This is a genomic window from Siminovitchia fortis, assembly GCF_003605365.2.
Taxonomy (GTDB): Bacteria; Bacillota; Bacilli; order Bacillales; family Bacillaceae_C; genus Siminovitchia; species Siminovitchia fortis.
In genome coordinates this window covers 56,026-77,092 of the sequence record NZ_QYTU02000013.1, presented here as the reverse complement: position 1 = coordinate 77,092, position 21,067 = coordinate 56,026, and the positions used below count along the sequence as shown (strand labels likewise).

General features: G+C 45.4%; 19 protein-coding genes. 1 reads left to right on the top strand and 18 read right to left on the bottom strand.

Translation table 11 applies throughout. The annotated features are described in order from the left end of the window. From D4N35_RS07870 to D4N35_RS07815, 12 genes are all read right to left on the bottom strand, one after another. Nucleotides 1-492, bottom strand: a 492-nt coding sequence (locus D4N35_RS07870; protein ID WP_128205400.1) for a transporter substrate-binding domain-containing protein, incomplete at its 3' end; no start/stop codon positions are given. Nucleotides 493-737: 245 nt separating this feature from the next. Beyond that, nucleotides 738-2,429, bottom strand: coding sequence for a PucR family transcriptional regulator (locus D4N35_RS07865; protein ID WP_120072208.1), 1,692 nt, complete (start codon nt 2,427-2,429; stop codon nt 738-740). 23 nt (nt 2,430-2,452) lie between these two features. After that, on the bottom strand, nt 2,453-3,466 hold the full coding sequence (gene eutB, locus D4N35_RS07860) for a hydroxyectoine utilization dehydratase EutB (RefSeq protein ID WP_120072206.1): 1,014 nt from the start codon (nt 3,464-3,466) through the stop codon (nt 2,453-2,455). 358 nt (nt 3,467-3,824) lie between these two features. Beyond that, nucleotides 3,825-5,264, bottom strand: a complete 1,440-nt coding sequence (gene nhaC, locus D4N35_RS07855) for a Na+/H+ antiporter NhaC (protein ID WP_120072204.1) — start codon at nt 5,262-5,264, stop codon at nt 3,825-3,827. A 105-nt stretch (nt 5,265-5,369) separates the two neighbouring features. Beyond that, on the bottom strand, nt 5,370-5,789 hold the full coding sequence (locus D4N35_RS07850; protein ID WP_120072202.1) for a PaaI family thioesterase: 420 nt from the start codon (nt 5,787-5,789) through the stop codon (nt 5,370-5,372). 37 nt (nt 5,790-5,826) lie between these two features. Then, nucleotides 5,827-6,969, bottom strand: coding sequence for a Leu/Phe/Val dehydrogenase (locus D4N35_RS07845; RefSeq protein ID WP_120072200.1), 1,143 nt, complete (start codon nt 6,967-6,969; stop codon nt 5,827-5,829). 26 nt (nt 6,970-6,995) lie between these two features. After that, nucleotides 6,996-8,246, bottom strand: a complete 1,251-nt coding sequence (locus D4N35_RS07840) for a dihydrolipoamide acetyltransferase family protein (protein ID WP_186306607.1) — start codon at nt 8,244-8,246, stop codon at nt 6,996-6,998. 13 nt (nt 8,247-8,259) lie between these two features. Further along, nucleotides 8,260-9,252 carry an alpha-ketoacid dehydrogenase subunit beta gene (locus D4N35_RS07835; protein ID WP_120072198.1) on the bottom strand — a complete coding sequence of 331 codons (993 nt, stop codon included), beginning with the start codon at nt 9,250-9,252 and terminating at the stop codon, nt 8,260-8,262. A gap of 1 nt (nt 9,253) precedes the next feature. Continuing rightward, nucleotides 9,254-10,345 carry a pyruvate dehydrogenase (acetyl-transferring) E1 component subunit alpha gene (gene pdhA, locus D4N35_RS07830; RefSeq protein WP_120072196.1) on the bottom strand — a complete coding sequence of 364 codons (1,092 nt, stop codon included), beginning with the start codon at nt 10,343-10,345 and terminating at the stop codon, nt 9,254-9,256. A gap of 254 nt (nt 10,346-10,599) precedes the next feature. Further along, nucleotides 10,600-11,070 carry an inner membrane protein YiaA gene (yiaA, locus tag D4N35_RS07825; protein ID WP_120072194.1) on the bottom strand — a complete coding sequence of 157 codons (471 nt, stop codon included), beginning with the start codon at nt 11,068-11,070 and terminating at the stop codon, nt 10,600-10,602. Between the two features lie 215 nt (nt 11,071-11,285). Continuing rightward, on the bottom strand, nt 11,286-12,419 hold the full coding sequence (gene solA / locus D4N35_RS07820) for an N-methyl-L-tryptophan oxidase (protein ID WP_120072192.1): 1,134 nt from the start codon (nt 12,417-12,419) through the stop codon (nt 11,286-11,288). A gap of 125 nt (nt 12,420-12,544) precedes the next feature. Beyond that, nucleotides 12,545-13,828 carry an NAD(P)/FAD-dependent oxidoreductase gene (locus D4N35_RS07815; RefSeq protein WP_120072190.1) on the bottom strand — a complete coding sequence of 428 codons (1,284 nt, stop codon included), beginning with the start codon at nt 13,826-13,828 and terminating at the stop codon, nt 12,545-12,547. Nucleotides 13,829-14,025: 197 nt separating this feature from the next. On the opposite strand from D4N35_RS07815, the gene D4N35_RS07810 reads away from it, so the two are divergent. Next, nucleotides 14,026-14,937: a LysR family transcriptional regulator gene (locus D4N35_RS07810; protein WP_120072187.1), complete on the top strand. Its 912-nt coding sequence runs from the start codon at nt 14,026-14,028 to the stop codon at nt 14,935-14,937. Between the two features lie 185 nt (nt 14,938-15,122). Here D4N35_RS07810 and D4N35_RS07805 read toward each other — a convergent pair whose 3' ends face one another. The 6 genes from D4N35_RS07805 to D4N35_RS07780 are packed head-to-tail and all read right to left on the bottom strand — an operon-like array spanning nt 15,123 to nt 21,063. Further along, nucleotides 15,123-15,350 carry a group-specific protein gene (locus D4N35_RS07805; RefSeq protein ID WP_120072185.1) on the bottom strand — a complete coding sequence of 76 codons (228 nt, stop codon included), beginning with the start codon at nt 15,348-15,350 and terminating at the stop codon, nt 15,123-15,125. Nucleotides 15,351-15,367: 17 nt separating this feature from the next. After that, nucleotides 15,368-16,345 (bottom strand): 5-oxoprolinase subunit C family protein, encoded by a 978-nt coding sequence (locus tag D4N35_RS07800; protein WP_120072183.1) that lies wholly within the window; start codon nt 16,343-16,345, stop codon nt 15,368-15,370. A 1-nt stretch (nt 16,346) separates the two neighbouring features. Then, nucleotides 16,347-17,237 carry a 5-oxoprolinase subunit B family protein gene (locus D4N35_RS07795; protein ID WP_235870329.1) on the bottom strand — a complete coding sequence of 297 codons (891 nt, stop codon included), beginning with the start codon at nt 17,235-17,237 and terminating at the stop codon, nt 16,347-16,349. 2 nt (nt 17,238-17,239) lie between these two features. Then, a complete protein-coding gene (locus D4N35_RS07790; protein WP_120072179.1) occupies nt 17,240-19,273 on the bottom strand; it encodes a sigma 54-interacting transcriptional regulator in 2,034 nt (677 codons plus the stop codon). Between the two features lie 54 nt (nt 19,274-19,327). Further along, on the bottom strand, nt 19,328-19,948 hold the full coding sequence (locus D4N35_RS07785; protein ID WP_120072176.1) for a nucleotidyltransferase family protein: 621 nt from the start codon (nt 19,946-19,948) through the stop codon (nt 19,328-19,330). Further along, nucleotides 19,945-21,063, bottom strand: a complete 1,119-nt coding sequence (locus D4N35_RS07780; RefSeq protein WP_120072174.1) for an XdhC family protein — start codon at nt 21,061-21,063, stop codon at nt 19,945-19,947. The genes D4N35_RS07785 and D4N35_RS07780 overlap by 4 nt, the downstream gene beginning before the upstream one ends. Nucleotides 21,064-21,067 lie beyond the last annotated feature (4 nt).

Below are 21,067 nucleotides of genomic sequence, written 5' to 3'. Positions count from 1 at the left end.
TCCTGCCATGATCGACACCTTCACATCCGGGTTTTTGGCAATGTCTTCATAGCTGTGCAAATTCTTCGGATTTCCTTTCTGGACGGCCATCCCTTCCCCGTAGCGGATTTCTACATCACCGAATGCCGCTTCCGCACAGCGTTCCGGACGGATGTCCATGCCGGCGGTGACGACATCAAAGCGTTCCGCCTGCAATGCCGGGATCAGAGAACCAAATTCCGTGACCTCCCCTTCGACGGTGTCTATGCCCATTTCCTTGAAGACAGCTTTCGTGATCTCAGGTGCAACCCCTGTCACTTCGCCGTCGGACGTTTTATAGCCATAAGGCTTTTCATTGGCAACTCCAAGCTTCACCTTGCCTTCTTTCTTCAGGCGGTCAAGCGTGGATCCACCCGCTTTTGGGTCTCCCCCGCCTGTGCTTTCGCTGCTGTTTCCGCAAGCGGCAAGCAATACCAATAAACCTGCAATAAAAATGAACGGCCATTTCCTCATTCTAGTACCCCCTCATAAGATTTTTCATAGTCCTTCGTTTAGGCCTGGCTTATTTGAGTAACCACTCCTTCCCAACTTTTGTCGAAATAAAAGGTGTAAGTGCTTACATTTCTATTTATTATAATTATTCATTATGTAAAAAACATTATTGAAACTGTATGAATTTTGTTTAACTGTTTTTATACAATTTGATTAAACCGCCTATGAAAATAGCGAATCAGCCTACGTCAGACTGATTCGCTATGTTATAAATGATGTTGATCGATTCTATTCCCGCTGCTCATCCATATTTTAATGCTGAAATCCAGTAAAAAGACATCATCCGGATTGGTCAATGAGAGATTCGTCAATGATTCAATTTTTCTGAGCCTGTATAGGAGCGACTGTCGGTGCAGGTTAAGGACACGTGCCGCTTGGCTCACATTCCCGGCATTTTCGTTGTACACAATAAAGGTATTGATCAGGTCCATTTCTCTTTTTTCATCATATTCGACTAAAGGAGATATGGTTGACATCGTTATTTCCTGCACTTCTTCATTTTTTGATAGATTCAAAATCAACCTGCTGATTTTGGTATTGTCAAAATGATACCGTTTTCCGGTACCTTTTTGCTTTCTTCCCACTTCCAACGCAGAAGCCGCTTTATTGTAACTTCTGTAAAAAGACATGACTCCATCTGCATGTTTTCCAATGCCCCACGAAACGACAACCCCAGGAAGAAGCTTGTTCAACCTTCGGTCAACCAAATCCAAAAACTGGTTAACCGTTCCGTTCGAAGAAGACTGGGTAACGGATTCGCTGGCTTGGAGAAAAATGATCATCTTGTCATCTTCCCGGGCATACATGACTTGGCGTTGAATAGATTGGGCGGCATCGGCCAATTCCATTTCAATATAAGCCATCATTTTATCCAGCCATGACTTTTTCGTCTGATGATTATGATTGGGATCCTGGTAAAACAGTGATTCCAAGTTTTCGGGGTAGCCGATCAGACATTCATACGGCAAATCTATATCGAAGCCAAGACCTTGTGCTTCTTCTCTTATAGTTTGTTCGGAAGCTTCATCTTCTCTTGTTAGGCTCAGAACGAATTCTTTTTGCCGGATATTTTTATTCTCGGCGACGGCATTTTCACTTGTCAGCCATAATGCACAGACCATCACCGCCTGCTCAATGAGATTGGCCTCCCGCAATTTCATCTTATAGGAGGGCGGCGCCACAACGAAAAAATCTCCTTGGTTCTGCTCGCTCGACTGAATATTCATATGAAACAGTTGTGCATCTTTTGATTCTGCCTGTTTCATTTTGGAAAAAATCGGATGATGGGATTCCTCCGCTTCCTCACTTGTTTTCATATCATTCCACATTCGCCAGACATCTCGTAATTTGGCTGAACCGCCTGCTACATTTCCCTTGTTATTCATGACAAGCACCGGAAGCCCAAGTTCTTTTTCTATAACAGAAACAATGGATGAAAATGGCTTTTTAGTTAAATACATCTCTATTAACTCTTGCTGGACTTCTTTGAGCCTGAGCAGCTCGTCCTGCTGGAGCCTGTTGATAGCGCTTGTTAACTCATGAATGATATCGGCAAATCTGACTTCCCAAGGCAAGTCTATCATCACAAACTTATTTTTTTGTGCAAAATCAACGATTTCTTCAGGAATCCGGTAAATATAATGTCCCGTTGCGATGGCCAGCGCAGAGGCTCCTGATTCATAGACATCTTTTACAAAATCAAAAAACAAATGCGGATCCGTATAGCAGCCAATTCCTGTGCTAAGGACCAGTTCGTTTTCACGTACAAAATTTTCTACCGGGCTCTCGATGACCGACACCCACTCGACTGTTTTTGCTCCCAGCTCATTTTTACCCGAGATGATTTTCGCCGTTTCAAAAATAGGAAATGCAAGGACATCCTCCAATGACAAGTTCACATTCCATCCCCCTCTGACTTATGTTATTTCTGCCGCTGAAACTCGTAATCTTGCATTATCTTTGAAATAACAGAGAGATCTACATTATTCCCCGTGATGATTGTGCCTATTTTGGCAAATTCAGATTTCAGCCTTTTGGTTAAAATCGCTGCAACACCTGTTGCTGCCGCCCCTTCGACAATCATCCGGTGTTCTCCAGCCATAAATCCCATTGCTTCAGCAATTTCTTCCTCGGAAACAAGGACCAAGTCATCAGCGTACTGTTTCACACATTCAAAAGTGTATTCATTGTTCAATCCGATTCCGCCAAGCAAACTGTCGGCAAGTGTCGGCTGTTCTTCTAAAACAACCGGCTTTCCTGCTTTGATACTCTCATACATGACGGGTGAGCGCTCCATTGAGACGCCAATCACTTGAATGGATGGATTGTAGGATTTGAGAGCAAGCGCAACCCCGGCGAACAGCCCACCGCCTGAGAGCGGGACAACTACCGCTTCAAGGTCGGGGACTTCTTCCGCCATTTCCAGGCCGATGGTCCCCTGGCCTGAAATGATGTCAGCGTCGTCGAACGGCTTAATGACCGTAAGACCATGCTTTTCCTCCAGTTCATAGCAATACTTTTCCGCGTCATCCTGGCTGTTTCCCACGATTTCAATTTTCGCTCCCGCCCTGCGGATAGCATCCACTTTTGCCTTTGGGACCCTCGGGGAGATACATACAGCAGCTTCAATTCCCAGCTTTTTGGCCACATAAGCTACAGCAAGGCCGTGGTTTCCCGTTGAAAACGTGGCGACCCCTCTCTTTTTTTCTTCATTGGATAAATTTAAAATTTTATTTGCGGCGCCTCTTACTTTAAAGGCGCCGATTTCATGAAAATTTTCGAGTTTGATAAAAATAGAAGAAGAGCTGTGTTCTGACAATGGTATGGAATGGATAAATGGAGTAGGTTTAACGATTTGATACACTTTTTTTCGGGCTTTGAAAACATCCTGCAAAGACAAACCTTCAACTTGTGGAACATACTGCACTTTATTCAAAGCAATTCCCCCTTGATCGTCCGGAATGAAAGCGCTGTATTAATAGTATCATACTTTTTCCTCTTCTTTTTTCTGAAAATGAACCTTCATTAATTTTATTATTCTATTGGCAAGCGCTTCCAATCGTTTTATTATGAAAAAGAAAATATCTTAATCATTATATTTTTTGAAAAAACACTATACAATTATCACATTGTATGGACTTAAATAAACAAGTTTATACAAATTGTATGAGAATTGCACTTTCGGTCTCAGAAGGGGGAAATAATAGCTTCCAAGAGAAATAAACGGTAAAAAAGAACAAAAGCAAAAAAAAGCCGCTCATCCCAAATTGAGTTAAGCGGCTTTTAAAACACTGCTACATGATCCCTTTTAGTGTTGAGTTTTTTGCAAGTCCCTGTTTGGAAAATCCTTCATGCGAATAATCTTTTCTTGCAATGGAAATATCCAAGTATCCGTAGACGATATTAATGGCGGGGACAAGAAAAGCGAAAAAGCTGAATGGAATAAAGGCCGTAGGGCTGACGCCCAATACCTGGGAGGCAAAAAGGGACGTTACACTCCAAGGAATCAAGTTAATGCCGACCGTTCCGGCCGCTTCCACACACCTGGACAGATTTTTTGTATCAAGACCCCGTTCTTTATATTTATCCCGGAAAGTTCTGGCCGGAAGGATGATGGACAAATATTGCTCTCCGCTTGCCAATCCGACTAAAAAAGTGGATGCAATAGTCGATAGAATCAGCGAACCGGTACTCTTGATTTTATTTGCCACCGTCTCGATAATTCGCCTGAATGCTCCAGTGCCGTCCAGTATTCCGCCCAAGCCTGTCGCCAAAACGACAAGACCAATGGTTGGCAGCATGGAGGTGATTCCTCCCCGGTTGAGCAATGAATCAATTGTTTCTATTCCGGAATCAACTTTGTAGCCATCCGTCATTACATTTACCATTTGTGTGATATTGCTTCCTTGCACGAATAAAGCAGCCAAAGCTCCCAGCGCAATGATGAAAATGAGCGAAGGAACAGCGGGAAGCCGTTTATAGACAATATACAAAGTAAGCAATGGCAAAAGCAAAAGCAGCGGGTTGATGAGAAACAGCTTGTCCAGTTCCTGCATGATCTCCTGGACTTTCCCGTCGGATGTGACTCCGGTGGAATAATTCAGGCCGACCACCCAATAGAGTATGAGGGAAATCGCAAATGCCGGAATCGTATCCCACATCATATGGCGGATATGGCTGAATAAATCTGTATCTGCCATGACCGGTGCAATATTGGTTGTATCTGATAACGGCGAAAGTTTATCTCCCAAAAAGGAACCGGAAATAACCGCCCCGGCAACGATAGGTGCTGGAAAGCCCAGACCTGCGCCTATGGCCATCAGGGCAAGTCCAACTGTTGCAAGGGAAGTGAACGAGCTTCCAAGCGTCATGGAAACAATTCCTGTTATAAAAGCGACCGCCGGAAGAAAAATTTTCGGGCTGAGCATTCCGAGGCCATAGTAAATGATAGTTGGAATTACGCCGCTTAAAATCCATGTGCCTATGATGGCACCGATAAGGAAAAGGATGAAAATGGCAGGCAAGGCCCTAGCGACCCCCTGGGCAATGAATTTTTCCAGTTCTGCCCATTTAAATCCTGCCATAAGCCCGACAATTGCGCTTGCCACAATACCGCCCAACAAAGGAATGAACATGCCTGCATCCCATTTGAAGATGGACAACGCCGCTAAAATGGTGAGAATCACAATGGGAGCCAAGGCATAATATATGTTTAATTGCTTTTGAGAACTCATGAAGAATGAAAACCTCCGTGTATTAATGCAACGAATGAACTGATTTTTCTATTATACACTTCAAACGCCTCTTAAAGTTCAATTGTCCTCTTTCCAAAATCTTCTTTACTTTTCAATGATCATGACAGAAGAAACCGCGTTGCCCACCTTTTTATCATTCTGCACCAACTCCGCCGTCAGATACGCCACTTTTCTGCCAAGCCTTTCAACAGATGCATACACCTCTACAGTTCCCGGAAAAACCGGGCGGTGGAAAGTCGTATGCAGATCAATGGACGCAAATGTCTGGCTTTCCTGCAGCTGTGACGAAATGGCATATGCCATCATGATGTCAGCCGCTGAAGCAAGGTATCCGCCCATTGTTACGCCGAGCCCGTTCAGGAATTTTTCGTCCACTTCCCAAATTCCTTTCGACTTTCCACCCTTTGCATAAACAGGCTTGATCTGCAGGGTAAGGTCACAATTCGGAGGGGTGGCCCCGTTATTGGCCACCTCCATTAGATCGATTGTTTCATATTTGTTCATCTGCTTAGCTTCCTTTCCGTTGATTGCGTTTTCAAAGTTACTCTTTTATATTCCACTTCGGCCTGCGTCCCCTTGAAAAGAAGCTATTGCGGTTCCGCTGATCTTCAATCGTCTTTTGACATTTTCTGTTTGCGGCTTCCACTGTCGTGATGCAGTCAAGGTCTGCCTGCTTGAAAATTTCCAGGAGGGAACGATAAATTTCTTTCGTCTTGAGCAATACCCGTTCCTTATTTGTCCCGTACAGTTCGTCAGCCACCTGGATCAACCCGCCGGCATTGACGATATAATCAGGTGCATACAAAATTCCTTTTTCGTTCAGCACATTGGCATGGCGGAGATTTTTGAGCTGATTATTGGCTGATCCCACAACGGCTTTCACCTTTAACTTAGGAATGGTATCGTCGTTAATGATACCGCCCATTGCACATGGAACAAATACATCTGCATCTACGCCGTAAATTTCATCACTTTTTACGATTGTTACTGAACCGCCGAGCTCTTTTGATTTTTCCTTGATAGAATGCAGGACGCTCTCATGAATATCCGTTACATAAATCTTTGCACCGGCTTCAAGGAGCTGCTCCGCAACCTTATACCCCACTTTACCGAGCCCCTGGATGGCATATGTTTTGCCTGAAAGGCTGTCGTTGCCAAACAAGTACTGGTTTGTCGCCTTCAGCGCGTAGACCACCCCTTTGGATGTAGGAATAGATGAGTCGCCGCTTCCGCCGTACTGTTCAGGAATACCGTTGATAAAATTCGTCTCTTTCTGTGCATGGACAAAATCATCCATTGTCGTTCCCATATCAGTACCGGTATAAAATCTTCCGTTCAGCGATTCGACGAATTGGCCGAACGCACGGAATAAAGCAGGGGATTTATCCTTTTCCGGGTCGCCGATGATAACCGCCTTCCCGCCGCCGAAATCGATATCGGCGGCAGCGCATTTATACGTCATTCCTTCTGACAGGCGAAGTACATCTTCAAGCGCTTCATCCACACTTTTATATGGATACATGCGGGTCCCGCCCAATGCAGGGCCAAGTGTCGTATCGTGGATTGCGATGATCGCCTGCAGACCGGAAGCCGGGTCATTGCAGAATACAACCTGCTCATGATTCGCTATCTTTTGAAAAATATCCTCATTGCCGATTGATGACTTTTCAAGCTGTTTTGCCATTTCTTTTTTCCTCCATTCAATTTATGTTAGACAAGCTCCAACATCAATTTTTTAGGATTTTCAATCAGGGATTTAAACCGGTTTGTAAAAGCGATCGCTGTACCGCCATCGGCGACACGGTGATCAAACGTCATCGTCACATTCATCATGGAACGGATGACAATTTCATCGTGCTCATTAACCACAGGCATCTTTTTTGTTTTATGGAACGCCATGAGACCGGTTTCAGGATAATTGATGATCGGCGTTGCGCCAATACTTCCCATTGGGCCTACATTGCTTATGGTAAAAGTGCTGCCTGTGATTTCCTTTACCGTCAACTTGTTCTCTTTCGCTTTTTGCGTCAATTCCTTCATTTCCTGATGGATTGCGCGCAGCGATTTTTTATCCGCATCCCGGACGACCGGAACGATCAGCCCTTCTTCCGCATCCGCCGCAATTCCCATATGAACCGATTTTTCAAGGCGGATCACTTCGTTCTCTTCATCCAGTTTGGCATTAAAAACCGGGTACTCTTTTAAAGCAATCGCCAGCGCCTTGATGAAAAATGCGGCAACAGATATGTTTTCATCCATCGCTTTCAGCTCTTTGCGGAAATCAAGCAGCTCGGTCATGTCGATTTCTTCATAATGGCAGACATGCGGGATGGTAAAGAGAGACTGGCTCATTTTCATCGCAATTTGCTTGCGGCGGCCTTTGAATGGGATTGTGTCAAACTCCTCTTCAGGCTGATGAACGGGTTCTTTTTCAACGGAAGGCGTTTTTTCGGGTGCAGCTGCCGCTTTTGTCTTGCCGTTATCTCTTTCTTCCACATAGCGGAGAACGTCCTCGACCGTAATCCGGCCTGCACGCCCTGTTCCTTCAACAAGTGTAATATCCACGTCATGTTCCCTGGCCACTTTCCTCGTGTATGGAGCTGCTTTCACCCTGTTGGAAAGCGGAGCACCCTTCGGCCTTTCCATGATCATCGATTTTTGCGAAGGTGCGGCCGGCGCCACCGTTGCCGCGGTTTCCTCCTTCGCAGGTGCCGGATCAGCCCCTTGCTCCGAAGCGATCGTTAAAATGGTTGTGCCGACAGTAATCGTTTTGCCTACATCAATCAGGATCTCTTTGACGGTACCATTTGCCGGCGAAGTCAGTTCCGCCACCATTTTTTCCGTCTGAACCTCGACAAGCGGCTGGTCAACGCTGACACGGTCGCCTTCTTTCACAAGGTACGATATAATATCCCCTTCTGTCATCCCTTCGCCAATATCATGCAATTTTACCTCGATCATTCAAAATCCCTCCTTAAAAATTGATGACTTTGTCAATCGCTTCTTTGACACGTGCAGGAGTAGGCAGGTAATGTTCTTCCAAAGCCCAGAATGGAACATGGACGTCTGCCCCCGTGACCCGCTCAATCGGAGCTTTCATATATAAGAAAGATGTATCATTGATGATCGAAACGATATCATTTCCGAGCCCGCCGGTACCGTGCGCTTCATGGACAACGACGCAGCGTCCCGTCTTTTGAACCGATTCGGCAATGATGTCTTTGTCAATCGGATATAAGGTCCGCAAGTCAATCACATCGCAGGTGATGCCTTTTTTCTCCGCCTCTTCCGCAGCTTTCATAGCGATCGGGATCATCGCTCCCCAAGCGATAATCGTGACGTCATCGCCTTCTTTCAAGCGGGCCCCTTTTCCGATTTCCACGGTATATTTTCCTTCCGGCACCTCTCCTTTTACCGAGCGGTACAGACGAAGTGATTCCAAAAACAGGACCGGGTCGGGATCTTCAATGGCTGATATGAGGAGTCCTTTGGCATCATAAGGATTTGACGGGCAAACCACCTTGATCCCGGGCATATGGGTGAATAGTGCTTCCACACTGTCCGAGTGGATCTCCGGGGCCCGCACCCCAGCCCCGTATGGCGCGCGGATCACCATGGGTACCGTAAAATTCCCCATAGAACGATAGCGCATGCGGGTTGCATGGGTCATGATCTGCTCATAGGCCGGATAAACGAAGCCCAGGAATTGAATTTCCGCTACCGGCTTCAACCCGTACATCGCCATCCCGATGGATGTGCCGATGATTCCCGCTTCACTCAACGGCGTATCAATGATCCGGTCTTCTCCGAATTCTTCCTGAAGTCCATCCGTCGCCCTGAAAACGCCGCCATTTTTTCCAACATCCTCCCCTAGAACAAGCACTTCCTCATTTTCTTTCAGCATCGTTCGCAAACCGTCCGTAACTGCCTGAATCAGCGTCATTTGTTTTGTCGCAGTAGCAAGCATCCTATTTCTCACCTCTCAAATGTTCCAAATATTGTTGTTTATGTTCTGCAATCGGCCATGGAGCTTTTTCAAACATATGATCATAAAGATCGTTTACATCCGGCGGAGGCATCATTTCCATTTCTTTGACCGCGGCCTCGATCTCCTCCGTTGCTTCTTCTTCGATTTTCTGTGCCCAAGCTTCGTCCCAATAGCCATTCTTCTTCATGAACAGCTCAAGGCGTGTGACCGGGTCATACTTTCTACGTTCTTCACTTTCCTGCTGATCGCGGTATTTTTTCGGGTCATCCGCTGTTGTATGGGCGCCATATCTCCATGTAACCGCTTCAATTAATGTCGGGCCTTCGCCGCTCCGCGCACGCTCCAACGCCTTTTTCGTTTCAAAGTAAACTGCGAAAATATCGTTCCCGTCAATGCGGACACCCGGCATATCGTAAGCTAACGATTTTTGGGCGATTGTTTTGGAATTCATCTGTCTTTCAATCGGAACAGAAATCGCATAACCATTGTTCTGGTTGAAAAACACGACAGGCGCTTTGAATACGCTTGCAAAATTCATCCCTTCATGGAAATCGCCCTCAGATGTGGCTCCATCCCCGAAATAGGCAATAGAAACTGTTGCATCCCCTTTATATTTGGCCGCCATTCCTGCACCTGCTGCAAGCGGAAGCTGTGTGGCAATCGGTACAGACGGCGGGAGGATCTTTTTGCCGTTTGGCGGTACATTCCCCTCAATCCGGCCATTCCAATTCGATAAAATATAATAAGAGTTTGCAAATGTAATCATAGCCGCATGATCCCTGTAAGTCGGAAACATCCAATCTTTGTCACCAAGGGCTAAAGCGCTTCCAACTTGGGCCGCTTCCTGCCCTTCAAACGGCGGATAAGTTCCCAAACGCCCCTGGCGCTGAAGGTTTACCGCTTTCCTGTCAAATAGCCGCATCGTCTTAAGCTGCCGGTAAAACCTTTGAACCATTTCCTTTGTGATTTCACCTTTAAACGCGTCATTCACAAGATTTCCCTCATGATCCACAATCTGAAGCATGGGAAACTGCGATTCGGCATCAAATTGCTTTGTCTCTGTCATTGTCATTATCTACAGCTCCTTTATCCTTTTTTAGAGCAATTTTTATAAAAATCCACTTATTCATTGCCAGCTTAATACAAATGAAAATTCCGCGCAAACACATGCTTCAACGCGTTTTTTCTTTATAGCATCAACCTTTTAATCCGTTAAAGCGACCGTCAATCCGGAGATGAATTCACATCATCATTTGAAAACAACAAAAAAAGGATTTTCAATTGAAAACCCTCTTACAATAGTAAAGTGCTCATTTATTAAGACAATCAATCTCTTTCTCTTGCTTTCTGTGTATCTCTAATATTCTTCTGAACGGTTATGGCTGCAAACAAACTAAGGACAAATGCCATTCCATAAAATCCCTTTTCGCTTAGAACAATGCTTCCTGCATTGTATAAACCGATGGCCATTAACGCAATCGATACAATAAGTGCAAACCAGCTAATCCCATAATAAATATTTGTAACCGGTATTCCCTCATCTTTATCTCTTACCGCTTTTTGTAAAGATACCGCTGAATAGAGCCCGAATATCAAAACCGCAAAGTAATATCCTTTTTCGTTCAGTTGCATTGCGGCATTATACAAGCCTATGAGATAAGCCGTAACTCCTACTAACAGCGCCGCCCAGGAAGCCCCTTTGAAAGCAGGGGTTGGTTCCCCTTCCTTTCTTTCCACCTTTATTTTTGGCTGATTTTCTTTTTCCTTATCCAATAAAATCTCAGGATCATTAGACATTGAATGTTTCGCCTCCATCTTTTAATGGGCACCGCGGGAACACTGCAGTGCCCTTACTTAAACCTATTATATAGAATTTTCTTGCAAAGGGTAGATAAAATTTAATACAGAATATCACTATCTGCAGACGTATAAGCCATTCCTTCACTTTTAAATGTTATTCGAAATAAAGTTTTTTCACTCAAAATGGCAAAAGCCGCTGACAAGCGGCTCACTTATTTAAACCTTTCCATTGAAAAGTCCGAAATGTCCAGTTTGCTTTTTCCATCCACTGCCAGCTGGCTCAAAATCTCTCCGACGGCACTGGCGAATTTGAATCCGTGGCCGGAAAATCCGCAGGCAAAGAATATATTTTTAAATTCCGGATGCTTGTCAATAATAAAATCGCTGTCGGGCGTATTAGTGTAGACACATGTTTTACCGTATTTCACCGGAAGCTTTTGTGACATGAACTGATCGGCGAATCCCGTTACGTCCCCCTCATCTTCCGGGAATGCACCATAGCCGGCAAGTTTCGCCCACGGCTGCACAGGCTGCCCTTCGTCGTGGCGGCCGATTTTCACACCCGCTTCATCAATGCTTGGAAACCCATAATACAGTTCATCCGAATCCGGATAATTGACCGCAAAAGCCGGGAATTTGCCTTCACGATAAATATTTTCATCAGAGTCGAACCAGGAGAAAGTTTTTCTCAACGGCTGAAGCGGCAACTCGAGTCCCAAAGTGGAAAGGATGGGACCTGTCCCTTTTCCGGCAGTGACAATCATTTTTTCACCTGTAAACGTTTCGCTGTCCGTTTTTACTGTAACCGAAGAGCCAGCAGCTTCGATTGATTTTACAATCGTGTTTGTCCTTAGGACTGCGCCGGCTTTCTCGGCTAATTCACGGTACGCCCGAACACATTCTTCAACCATGAGCACACCGGAATTTTTTTCAAAACAGCCGACGTAATCATTTGGGAATCGGAATCCCGGCCACTTTTCATTCATTTCCGCTGCAGTCATCACTTCAACAGGCAACGAATAGTTTTGCGCGCTCTTTTTGACATTTTTAATAAACTGGGAATCCGGGTCTCCAGCATTTAATACGCCGGTTTTAAGAAAAAGTTTTTTATTTGATTTTTCTTCAAGCGCAAGCCACAGCTCTTGTGCCCTGAGCGCCATCGGAACATAATTTTCCCCCTCGCCGTAGGCATGGCGGATAATCCTTGTCTCTCCATGATGGGAACCCTCTGTATGCGGAGGATCGAAGGCATCGATCAGCAGCACCTTCTTTCCTTGGCTTGCAAGAAAATATCCCGCGGCCATCCCCATGGAGCCCGCTCCGACAATAATGGTTTCAAAGTTCATGTTTATGTTCAGCCCCTCTCACCTGCCATAAGCAATTTGCTATCTCTATTATGACAGATTTGGGCTGTTCTCAGGGCACGATATTTTTCCACTTAAGAAAAAAGCCTGCGGAGAACCCGCAAGCCTTATTTCCCGTACTTATCCTGAAATGCCATATAAAATTTCATGAGTCCCACACCCTTTGCGTGCTGGCTGTGAAAAGGAATCGGGCGCAAGTTTTCTTTTTTGAGCGGGTTATTCACACGCTCAGGATGGCTAATGGTTTCGGCAAGAACTTTTCCTGCCATGACGGCCATGGCTGCTCCCTTACCGCAATAACCGAAGGCGAAATGGGTTCCGTCTTCCAACTGGCCGATATATGGAAGAAAATCCTGGGTAAATCCGACTTTTCCTCCCCAGCGGTACTCGACACGCGCATCCTTCAATTGAGGAAAAACAGTGACCATGCCTTCCCGCAAATTATCGAACAGCATCCTTTGGGCCTTCTTGCCAAATGCTCTTCCTGAACCTCCGAAAGCCATGCGGTTGTCGGCTGTTCTTCTGAAATAGTATAATAGGTTCTTTGAATCAGAGACAGCCCGATTTTTTGGTATTAAATCCTGCATAAGTTCTTCTGTCAATGGTTCGGTGGCAATCATGATACTTTCCACAGGAATGACCGATTTTTTTAACGTCTTATTCAGGTTTCCTGCATAGGCATTTGTCACTATTACCACTTCGTCTGCTATGACCCGTCCCTTGGGCGTTGTGACGATGGCCTTGCTCGCTGAGTCTTTTTGAATATGAACAGCTTCTGAATTCTCGAATATTGTACCGCCCAAATTCTCTACCGCATCTGCAAGGCCGAGGGCGAATTTCAACGGATGGAAATGTGCTCCCCTTTCATTGATCCGTGCTCCATGGTAAAAATCTGTATTCAATTCAGTTTTCATTTCGGATCGGCCAATGATTGATATTTCGTGAAAATTTAACTTCTCCGCCAGATATTCCTGATCTCTTTTGAATCTATCCAAATGAGAGATTTTGTAAGCGGGGCGGATATCCCCTTTTCTTACAAGGTCACAAGAGATCCCGTTTTCATTTGATATGTTTTCTACCAAATCGATAGAGTCAAGGGATAGCTCCCACATAGTTTTTGCCGTTTCAAAGCCTTTTTTCTGCGCAAATGATTCCATCGTGCCATGATATCCAGAAAGCAGCTCACCGCCGTTTCTTCCACTGGCGCCATATCCGACCGTATTCTTTTCCAATACAATCGTTTTATGTCCCATTTTTTGCAAGTGATAAGAAGTCGACAGACCTGAAAATCCACCGCCGATAATCAGCACATCACAATGCTTGTCGTCCACCAGTGCCGGCCGGCTTTTCCGTTCACCAGCTGTTGCCTCCCACATGGATAAAGAATCCACTTTTTATTCCCCCAAACCGTTCAAATTATTTACATGTTTGGCATTCCGTTCCGAAAAAGTACAGCGTTTTCAATCTATCTTCCTAACTAAGAATGCCAAGAGTGCTATTTATATTTAAATATTATCTTGAATTTTTATAAATGTAAAATATATAATAAAATTAATAAATATACATTTTATATATATAGGTGATTTTCATGGATATTCAAAAGCTGAAGTATTTTATCGCTGTCGTTGAAAATGGAACCGTGTCAAAAGCAGCCAAGGCCCTTAATATGACTCAGCCGCCTTTAAGTATGCTGTTGAAAAAATTCGAAGATGAAATTGGAATACAATTATTCAGAAGGGAAGGAAAACGCCTATATTTGACAGACTCCGGCCAATTGGTCTATCAGCGGGGAATAGAGCTGTTGGCGAGTTCAGAGGCTATTCTTCAGGAAGCACGGGAATTTCAGCAGGACCATCGCGGAACTGTATCTATCGGATGTGCCGCAGTGGCCAATTTTTCATTAATCCCGGAAGTGATCAAACGAATGAATGATCACTCCATCAATATCGTGACTCATGTAAAGGAAGGATCACCCCCTTACATTCTCGAACATCTGCGCTTTCATAAGCTCGATATAGGCATCGTGCGGAATGTTTATAATAGGGACGATTTAATCACAACTAAGCTGTTTACCGAACCGGTGATGGTTGCGCTGCCTCCCGGCCATCCACTTGAAGGAAAAAAATCCGTAAGGTTGGAAGAATTAAAGGATGAAAAATTTCTCCTTCACCATTCTTCCTTTGAATATAATATTTCGGACACTATAATCATGGAATGTAAGAAAAGAGGGATTACCCCAAATATCATCTACTGGGGAACGGAAACCCTTCCTATGCTGGGAATGGTTAACGCAGGAATGGGAATAGCGTTTCCTCCTAAATCCGTTTTAAAAAGCGTCGGGGTTGCTCTCCCTCCATTGGCGGAGCTTTCTGATCCACCCATCACCACCACCTTAAATATGGTGACAGTGAAAAACAATGTAAAAAAGGAAGCGGTTGAAATGTTTTTGGATATAGCCAAAGAAGTTATCGAGGAAATAGAAAAGGAATTTTCGAGATAAAATAATAAATTGATTGTGTTCTTAAAAATAAACTGAGCGGAAACTTATACGTTTCCGCTTAGCACTTATTTCCTTATCCTTCATGAGACCCGTAAACTTCTACCTATCCCGCAATAATTTTTGAAAGAATATAAGATTATTTTCCTTTCACCTTTAACTGCCATTTGGTCTGCATTATACCCTTTTTATTTGATATACTGCTCCAGCTTCCGATCCCTCTCTGTTCTCTCTTCCGCAGAAGCCAGATCATATTTCTTCAATAAGTGAAATACTTCATTCAAGGTATCCTGCGGTTGATCACTGCTTAAAAATTGTCCTAGTTCTTCTGCCAGACCCCCAGGCAAAAATTCTGCCTGGCTTTCAAGCTTGGCAACCACACTTTCAAGAGAATGGTCAATATTGCATTTGCTCATTTCAATCACCTTTCTATTTATCTTTTTAACAGTTCTTCCAACCGCGCCAGCCTCTCTTTCCGCTCTCTCCTTACCTCGATAGCCTGGTCAAGTGTGATGGCTGTAAACCTGCATGTAGAAAGCGGACGGGACTGGGCAATCAGATCCAAATCTTGGCTGATGACCGTACCTATCGTAACAAATCCGCCGCCCGTCGTTGCATCATTTTGCAAAACGATCAGCTCTTCTTCATTCGGGAACATAATTCCGCCGATGGGATAGGCAAAGTCTACGACATTTGTAAAACTGCTGCCTGCTCCAAATGGGGGCTCTTCCTCTATAAAAGAAACCTTTGCCCCGGTATACCGATAGGCAACCCGATTTGATTCGGGCAAAACGGTCCATTCCGAATTAAGAAATGCCTTCAATCCCTGGTCGCTGATCATGTGTCCTTTGATCCCCATCGTTACCCTGATTTCCTGTGACCGGCTGAAACCCGGGATAAATTCTTGCGGAACGGATTTGCCAGCCTGTTTGAAAACTCCGGGTAACGGTTCATTCATGCTTACCTTGTCACCTTTCTCCAATTTTCTTCCTTTAAATCCGCCGATTTTACTTAATTCATAGGTCGATCGGCTTCCAAGCACTTCCGGAACATCAATCCCGCCGGACACACATAAAAAAGCTTTTACTCCCTCCCAGCATGCATTCAGGGTAAGGACATCTCCTTCCCGAACCTCCGCAGCTCTCCAAAATTCCATCGGACGCCCATTGATCAAGGCTTCCATCGGAGCCCCGGTCAAAGCGATGACTGTATTTTTGTGAAATACCATTCTCCCGCCGAATAAAGTCATTTCCAGCCCGGCGAAGTCAACCGGATTTCCTATAAGGAGATTTCCGGCCATGAATGAAAATTTATCTGCTGCACCTGATGGCGGCACACCTAAATGATAGTTTCCCAGCCGGCCCAGATCCTGCACGGTGGTCCATAGTCCCGGTTCAATGATTTCTATCATGTTAAAAGTCTCCTGTCAATTCACGGATGTATTCATTTCCTCTTTCAGCATATTCCAAGGGAGACAGGTCTATATTTTTCATCCGGTATTTATACGTCCCTGCCTCCACAGCTTCACGGATCCGCACGTATTCGGACTCGCCGACGGATCTGTATTTCCAAATGTCACCCGGACGTGCCAAAAAATAGGATTCCAGTTCAGGCAAATATTTTTCATGATCCACAACAGGGACAGCGGACATGCCGATAAGCTGGTAGCTTCCCGGTCCGTTAACAGGGTATATGACATTGAATGCTCCTCCGATCCCGATGCTTCTAGCAGGCGTATCCGTTCGGGGACTTGCGTACTTCGGTGCCTGGATCATATCTTCGGGCTGGATGCCAAGCGGAAAATGCCAAGCGGTTCCGGGAAGAAAGCCAACCATCGTAATCAGGTAGGGAGTGCTTGAATGTTTTTCTATAAAAGCCTCCTTACTCTTAAATCCATTTGTCCGCATCACATATTCAAAGTTTGTTATTTCGGGAGAATCATGCCTGCTTTTGAACCGTTCGGAATACTCCCCTGTCACCGGATCATCATACCAGACCGGAATCTCGACGATCCGCACTGACAGGTTCAATTCTTTCGGATCGCTTTTCGTCAAATCGATTTCCCTTAAAAAGTCCAGCAGATCCCGCGCTGAAATGATGTCAGGGTTATAGCGGACCAAATAAGAGGCGTTGGAGGAAACAATGTCCGTAATGCCCGGAATGTTTCTTTTTCTCAGTTCAGCGGTAATGGCCAATGCCTTAAAATTGCTCTCTACCCTCATGTCACGGGAAATCTCGGCATATATATACTCGTCACCGCCAAAATTAAAATTCGTTTCAGGCAATGTAAACAACGTCTCCACCTCTATTTTTTGATCTTTTTCATCCGTCTGCTGATGGTGGCGGGGCTTACCCCTAATATTTCAGACACTTTTGCCGCCGTTCCGTACTTTCTCATCCCCAGTTCAATCAGCTGCGTTTCCAGTTCGGCTACCGCCTCTTTAAGCGGCATCATCTCCAGTACGAGCGGCTGTTTCTTCTTAGCTTCTTCCTCACCATACAGAACCTTCAAAACAACTTCGCGGTCGATCCATTCTTCCTGGCTTAATACAATTAATCTTTCCACAATATTTTCAAGCTCCCTGATGTTTCCCGGCCATCCGTACATTTCCAGCACTGAAATCGCATCGGGAGTAAAGCTCTTTTCGATGTTGTACGTCCGCTTGAACTCCTCCAGGAAATAAACCGCCAGTGGAAAAATATCTTCTTTCCTTTCGCGCAGCGGAGGGATGCAAAAAGGAATGACATTCAATCGGTAGAAGAGATCTTCCCGGAAATCACCCTTTGCCACCATTGCTTTCAAGTCTTTATTCGTGGCTGCGATGATGCGGACATCAATCGGAATGGTTTCCGTGCCGCCAATCCGAGCCATTTCCCGTTCTTGTATGACGCGGAGCAATTTTACCTGCATATTCAGCGGAAGGTCACCAATTTCATCAAGAAAAATCGTTCCCGTATGAGCCCGCTCAAACAGGCCTGCCTTCCCTCTGCGGTCAGCACCCGTAAAGGCACCTTTTTCATAACCGAACAGTTCGCTTTCGATCAGCTGCTCAGGAATGGCGCCGCAGTTGACCCGAATGAAGGGGCAGTCCTTCCGTTGGCTGGCAAAGTGGATTTCATGCGCGAAAATTTCCTTGCCTACTCCTGATTCGCCTTCAAGAAGAATCGTAGAATTCATCTTGGCGGCTCTCCGAAGGTTATTCAATAAGGAAGCAATTTTGCCTGAACGGTAAACCAACTGTTTTTTCTCCGTTTCAGTTTCAAAGAGCTCCGGATTCAACTCTGTTTCGGCATTAATTGGCGCCGTCGATGTGATATCCCGTGAAAGAATGACCACTTTTTCCAGCTTTCCTTCATGATAAACAGGCGTAGCTACGGACCAAATTCGGGTTTTTCCGGAGGACTGCTGAATGGAAGTGACCTTCTTCCCCTGTTTGACACATAATTCAAATATATTCGGCTGAAAAATATTCCGCCTTGTGAAATCCTCGATTTGCTTTCCGATGATCTGATCGGCTTCCTTCGTTTTCCAAAAGCTGCTCAAAAACTGACCGGCCACACGAAGGATTGTCCCTTTTTCGTCAATGACCAAAATCTGCTCATTGGAGGAATCATACACCGCCTGCAGGTCGGAATACAGATGCCTGACAAAGTCCAATTCCTGGACGGCCTCTTCGAATTCCTCCCGGAGGTAAAACATATGTACAAGTCCTGTGATGTTCCCATCTATTTTCAGCGGATAAAAGTTGCCGCTCATTTGTTTAAAATTGATCGTGCTGTTCACGCTTACAAGCGTTTCCCCATCCAGCACCCTCTGCAAATCTTTTTCCATCGTCAACAGTGCTTTATAATTGCGGGATAATAGAAAAGACCCGGGCAGCCCCAAAAATCTTTCCGCTGTTTCGTTCATAAATTCGATTTTAAATTGGCTGTTCGTCCTGATAATTCCTACACCCGCCCCATGGATGATCTCATTTAAATGGATCAATTGCAGTTCATTGATTTGATGGCGGGCATTCTTGACCGTACTATAACCGGTGACGCCTCCGCTTGAATCAACTCCGATGACCGTCGTCACATTATGAAAAAATTCGACCGGAAGCGAATCGGGAACCTTTAAAATATCTTCCTTATATTGGATCGGTTCATCAAGGCTTTGGCCTGCCCCAATCTGCTCAAGCAAATGGCTGTTTGTTATATAGCCTATCAGTGCGCCTTGCTTTTCAACAAAGGCGATATCGGTCCGCTCACTTGTAATCTTTTGAATGGCCGACTTGATAGAATAGTCGTGTCCGACCACTGCTGTAATCGGTTTCAGGATGTCTTTCCAAAGAATCAAAGGATCCCTCCTGTTCCGCCGAAGAGGTGTTTCATCTATTATATCTCTTTTCCATCAACTTTGCCGATAGTTTTGCAGAGCCGCCTCATATGCTTCAGGCGTATCGATGTCATATAAAACCCCCCGATCCTCAACGGGAACCCGTTTCCTTATTGAGAACCGGCCCATAATCGCTTTTGCACCCTGATCACCCTCAACCTGCTGGAACCATTCCGTTTTTACATGACCGAAAAAAACCGGATGGCCGGCGGTCCCTTGAAAGCTTGGCTGTACAACAAACGGTGCATCCATGTCTTGAAGCATGGCATTTCCCTGCGTATATATATCGTGAATCGTTTTTTGAGAAATAAAAGGAAGATCGGCAAGAAACACCATTACACTGGAATGGCGTTCGCTCATTTGGCTTATGCCCAATTTTAAAGAGGTTCCCTGCCCCTGTCTGTAATCTTCATTCAATATCCAGCGGAACCGATCATCCTTAACGGGAATCGCCCGCCGGATCGCTTCCGCCTCATGCCCGATTACAGCGATGACTTCAGAAAAGTTTTCTGCAAGCACATGTTCAATGACATGCGCCAGGATGGGGCGGTCTCCTAAAGGCAGCAATTGCTTCGCTGTTCCCATTCTGGATGAAGTGCCGGCGGCAAGAATGATGGCACTCGTCTGTTCCATCATAAGTTTACAGTTGCTCCTTGGTGGATCGTATTTGCATCTTGCAAAAATCCTCCATGATGCCCTTTTTGCACCGCGATGATTTCTGCCATGATGCTGATGGCAATTTCCTCAGGCGTTTCCGAACCGATATCAAGGCCAATCGGGCTGTGCATCCGCCGAAGCTGTTCCTCCGTAAAGCGGATCCCTTCCCCTTGAATGGCCTCAAGCATCCGGACACGACGCTTGCGCGGGCCGAGAACCCCGATATATGGAGACGGTGAAGGCAAGACATATTTCAGCGTTTCCCGATCCCTTTCAATATGGTGGTTCATGACGATCACATATGTATGCCCGCCGATTTTTACTTCATCCTTCAATTTGGAAGTGTCGACCAAAATCCTTACCGTTCCCGGAAATCTTTCTTCACTGTTATAGAAGGGCCGCGGATCGACTAAGATTGTTTTCCATCCGAGCGACACTGCGTATTGGGCCACTGGAATGGCGTCATGTCCGGCGCCGAAAATCACAAGCTCAGCCGGCGGCATATACACATCAATAAAAATATCAATCTCCTTGCCGTTCTCCATTGTAAAGGACTGGGAAAGAGACTTCGGATTTTTTTCTTTCATCTTTTGCTGTGCCATCGTGATGACATGCGCTTGAACCGTTGAATCCGAAAAATCCCCGGCCGGCGCTCCTTTTTTCGGAATGAAGATACGCTCGGAGTCGCCTTTTTCCAGTAAAATGGTCGCCAGAACGCAGGGCTGCTCTTCTTTTATAGTGGCCAACCAAAGGTCAAAGGCTGGATCCTTCTTTTGCGGAACCGGCTCGATATAAATATCGACAGTACCAGGACAGCCCAGCCCTAGCCCCCAGACAAGGTCTTCATCCATGTCATATGTTTTTAAAAGGGGAGTGCCGGAGCTGATCACCTGCTTCGCCACTTCTGCAACATCCGCTTCGAGGCAGCCGCCTGAAACCATGCCGATCCGATTTTCATGTTCATCTATCAGCATTTTGGCCCCTTCCCGGCGGTAAGCTGATCCGTACACGCGGACAACCGTTGCAAGGGCAGCTTTGACGCCTTTTACCCGGGTATCTATGACAGCCTGGATGATTTTCTCATTTTCAGTCATACTC

Coding starts and splice junctions, on each gene's coding strand:
- nhaC (WP_120072204.1), bottom strand. CDS start 5,264: ATGAGTTCTCAAAAGCAATTAAACATATATTATGCCTTGGCTCCCATT.
- D4N35_RS07850 (WP_120072202.1), bottom strand. CDS start 5,789: ATGAACAAATATGAAACAATCGATCTAATGGAGGTGGCCAATAACGGG.
- D4N35_RS07845 (WP_120072200.1), bottom strand. CDS start 6,969: ATGGCAAAACAGCTTGAAAAGTCATCAATCGGCAATGAGGATATTTTT.
- D4N35_RS07840 (WP_186306607.1), bottom strand. CDS start 8,246: ATGATCGAGGTAAAATTGCATGATATTGGCGAAGGGATGACAGAAGGG.
- D4N35_RS07835 (WP_120072198.1), bottom strand. CDS start 9,252: ATGCTTGCTACTGCGACAAAACAAATGACGCTGATTCAGGCAGTTACG.
- pdhA (WP_120072196.1), bottom strand. CDS start 10,345: ATGACAATGACAGAGACAAAGCAATTTGATGCCGAATCGCAGTTTCCC.
- yiaA (WP_120072194.1), bottom strand. CDS start 11,070: ATGTCTAATGATCCTGAGATTTTATTGGATAAGGAAAAAGAAAATCAG.
- solA (WP_120072192.1), bottom strand. CDS start 12,419: ATGAACTTTGAAACCATTATTGTCGGAGCGGGCTCCATGGGGATGGCC.
- D4N35_RS07810 (WP_120072187.1), top strand. CDS start 14,026: ATGGATATTCAAAAGCTGAAGTATTTTATCGCTGTCGTTGAAAATGGA.
- D4N35_RS07805 (WP_120072185.1), bottom strand. CDS start 15,350: ATGAGCAAATGCAATATTGACCATTCTCTTGAAAGTGTGGTTGCCAAG.
- D4N35_RS07800 (WP_120072183.1), bottom strand. CDS start 16,345: ATGATAGAAATCATTGAACCGGGACTATGGACCACCGTGCAGGATCTG.
- D4N35_RS07785 (WP_120072176.1), bottom strand. CDS start 19,948: ATGATGGAACAGACGAGTGCCATCATTCTTGCCGCCGGCACTTCATCC.
- D4N35_RS07780 (WP_120072174.1), bottom strand. CDS start 21,063: ATGACTGAAAATGAGAAAATCATCCAGGCTGTCATAGATACCCGGGTA.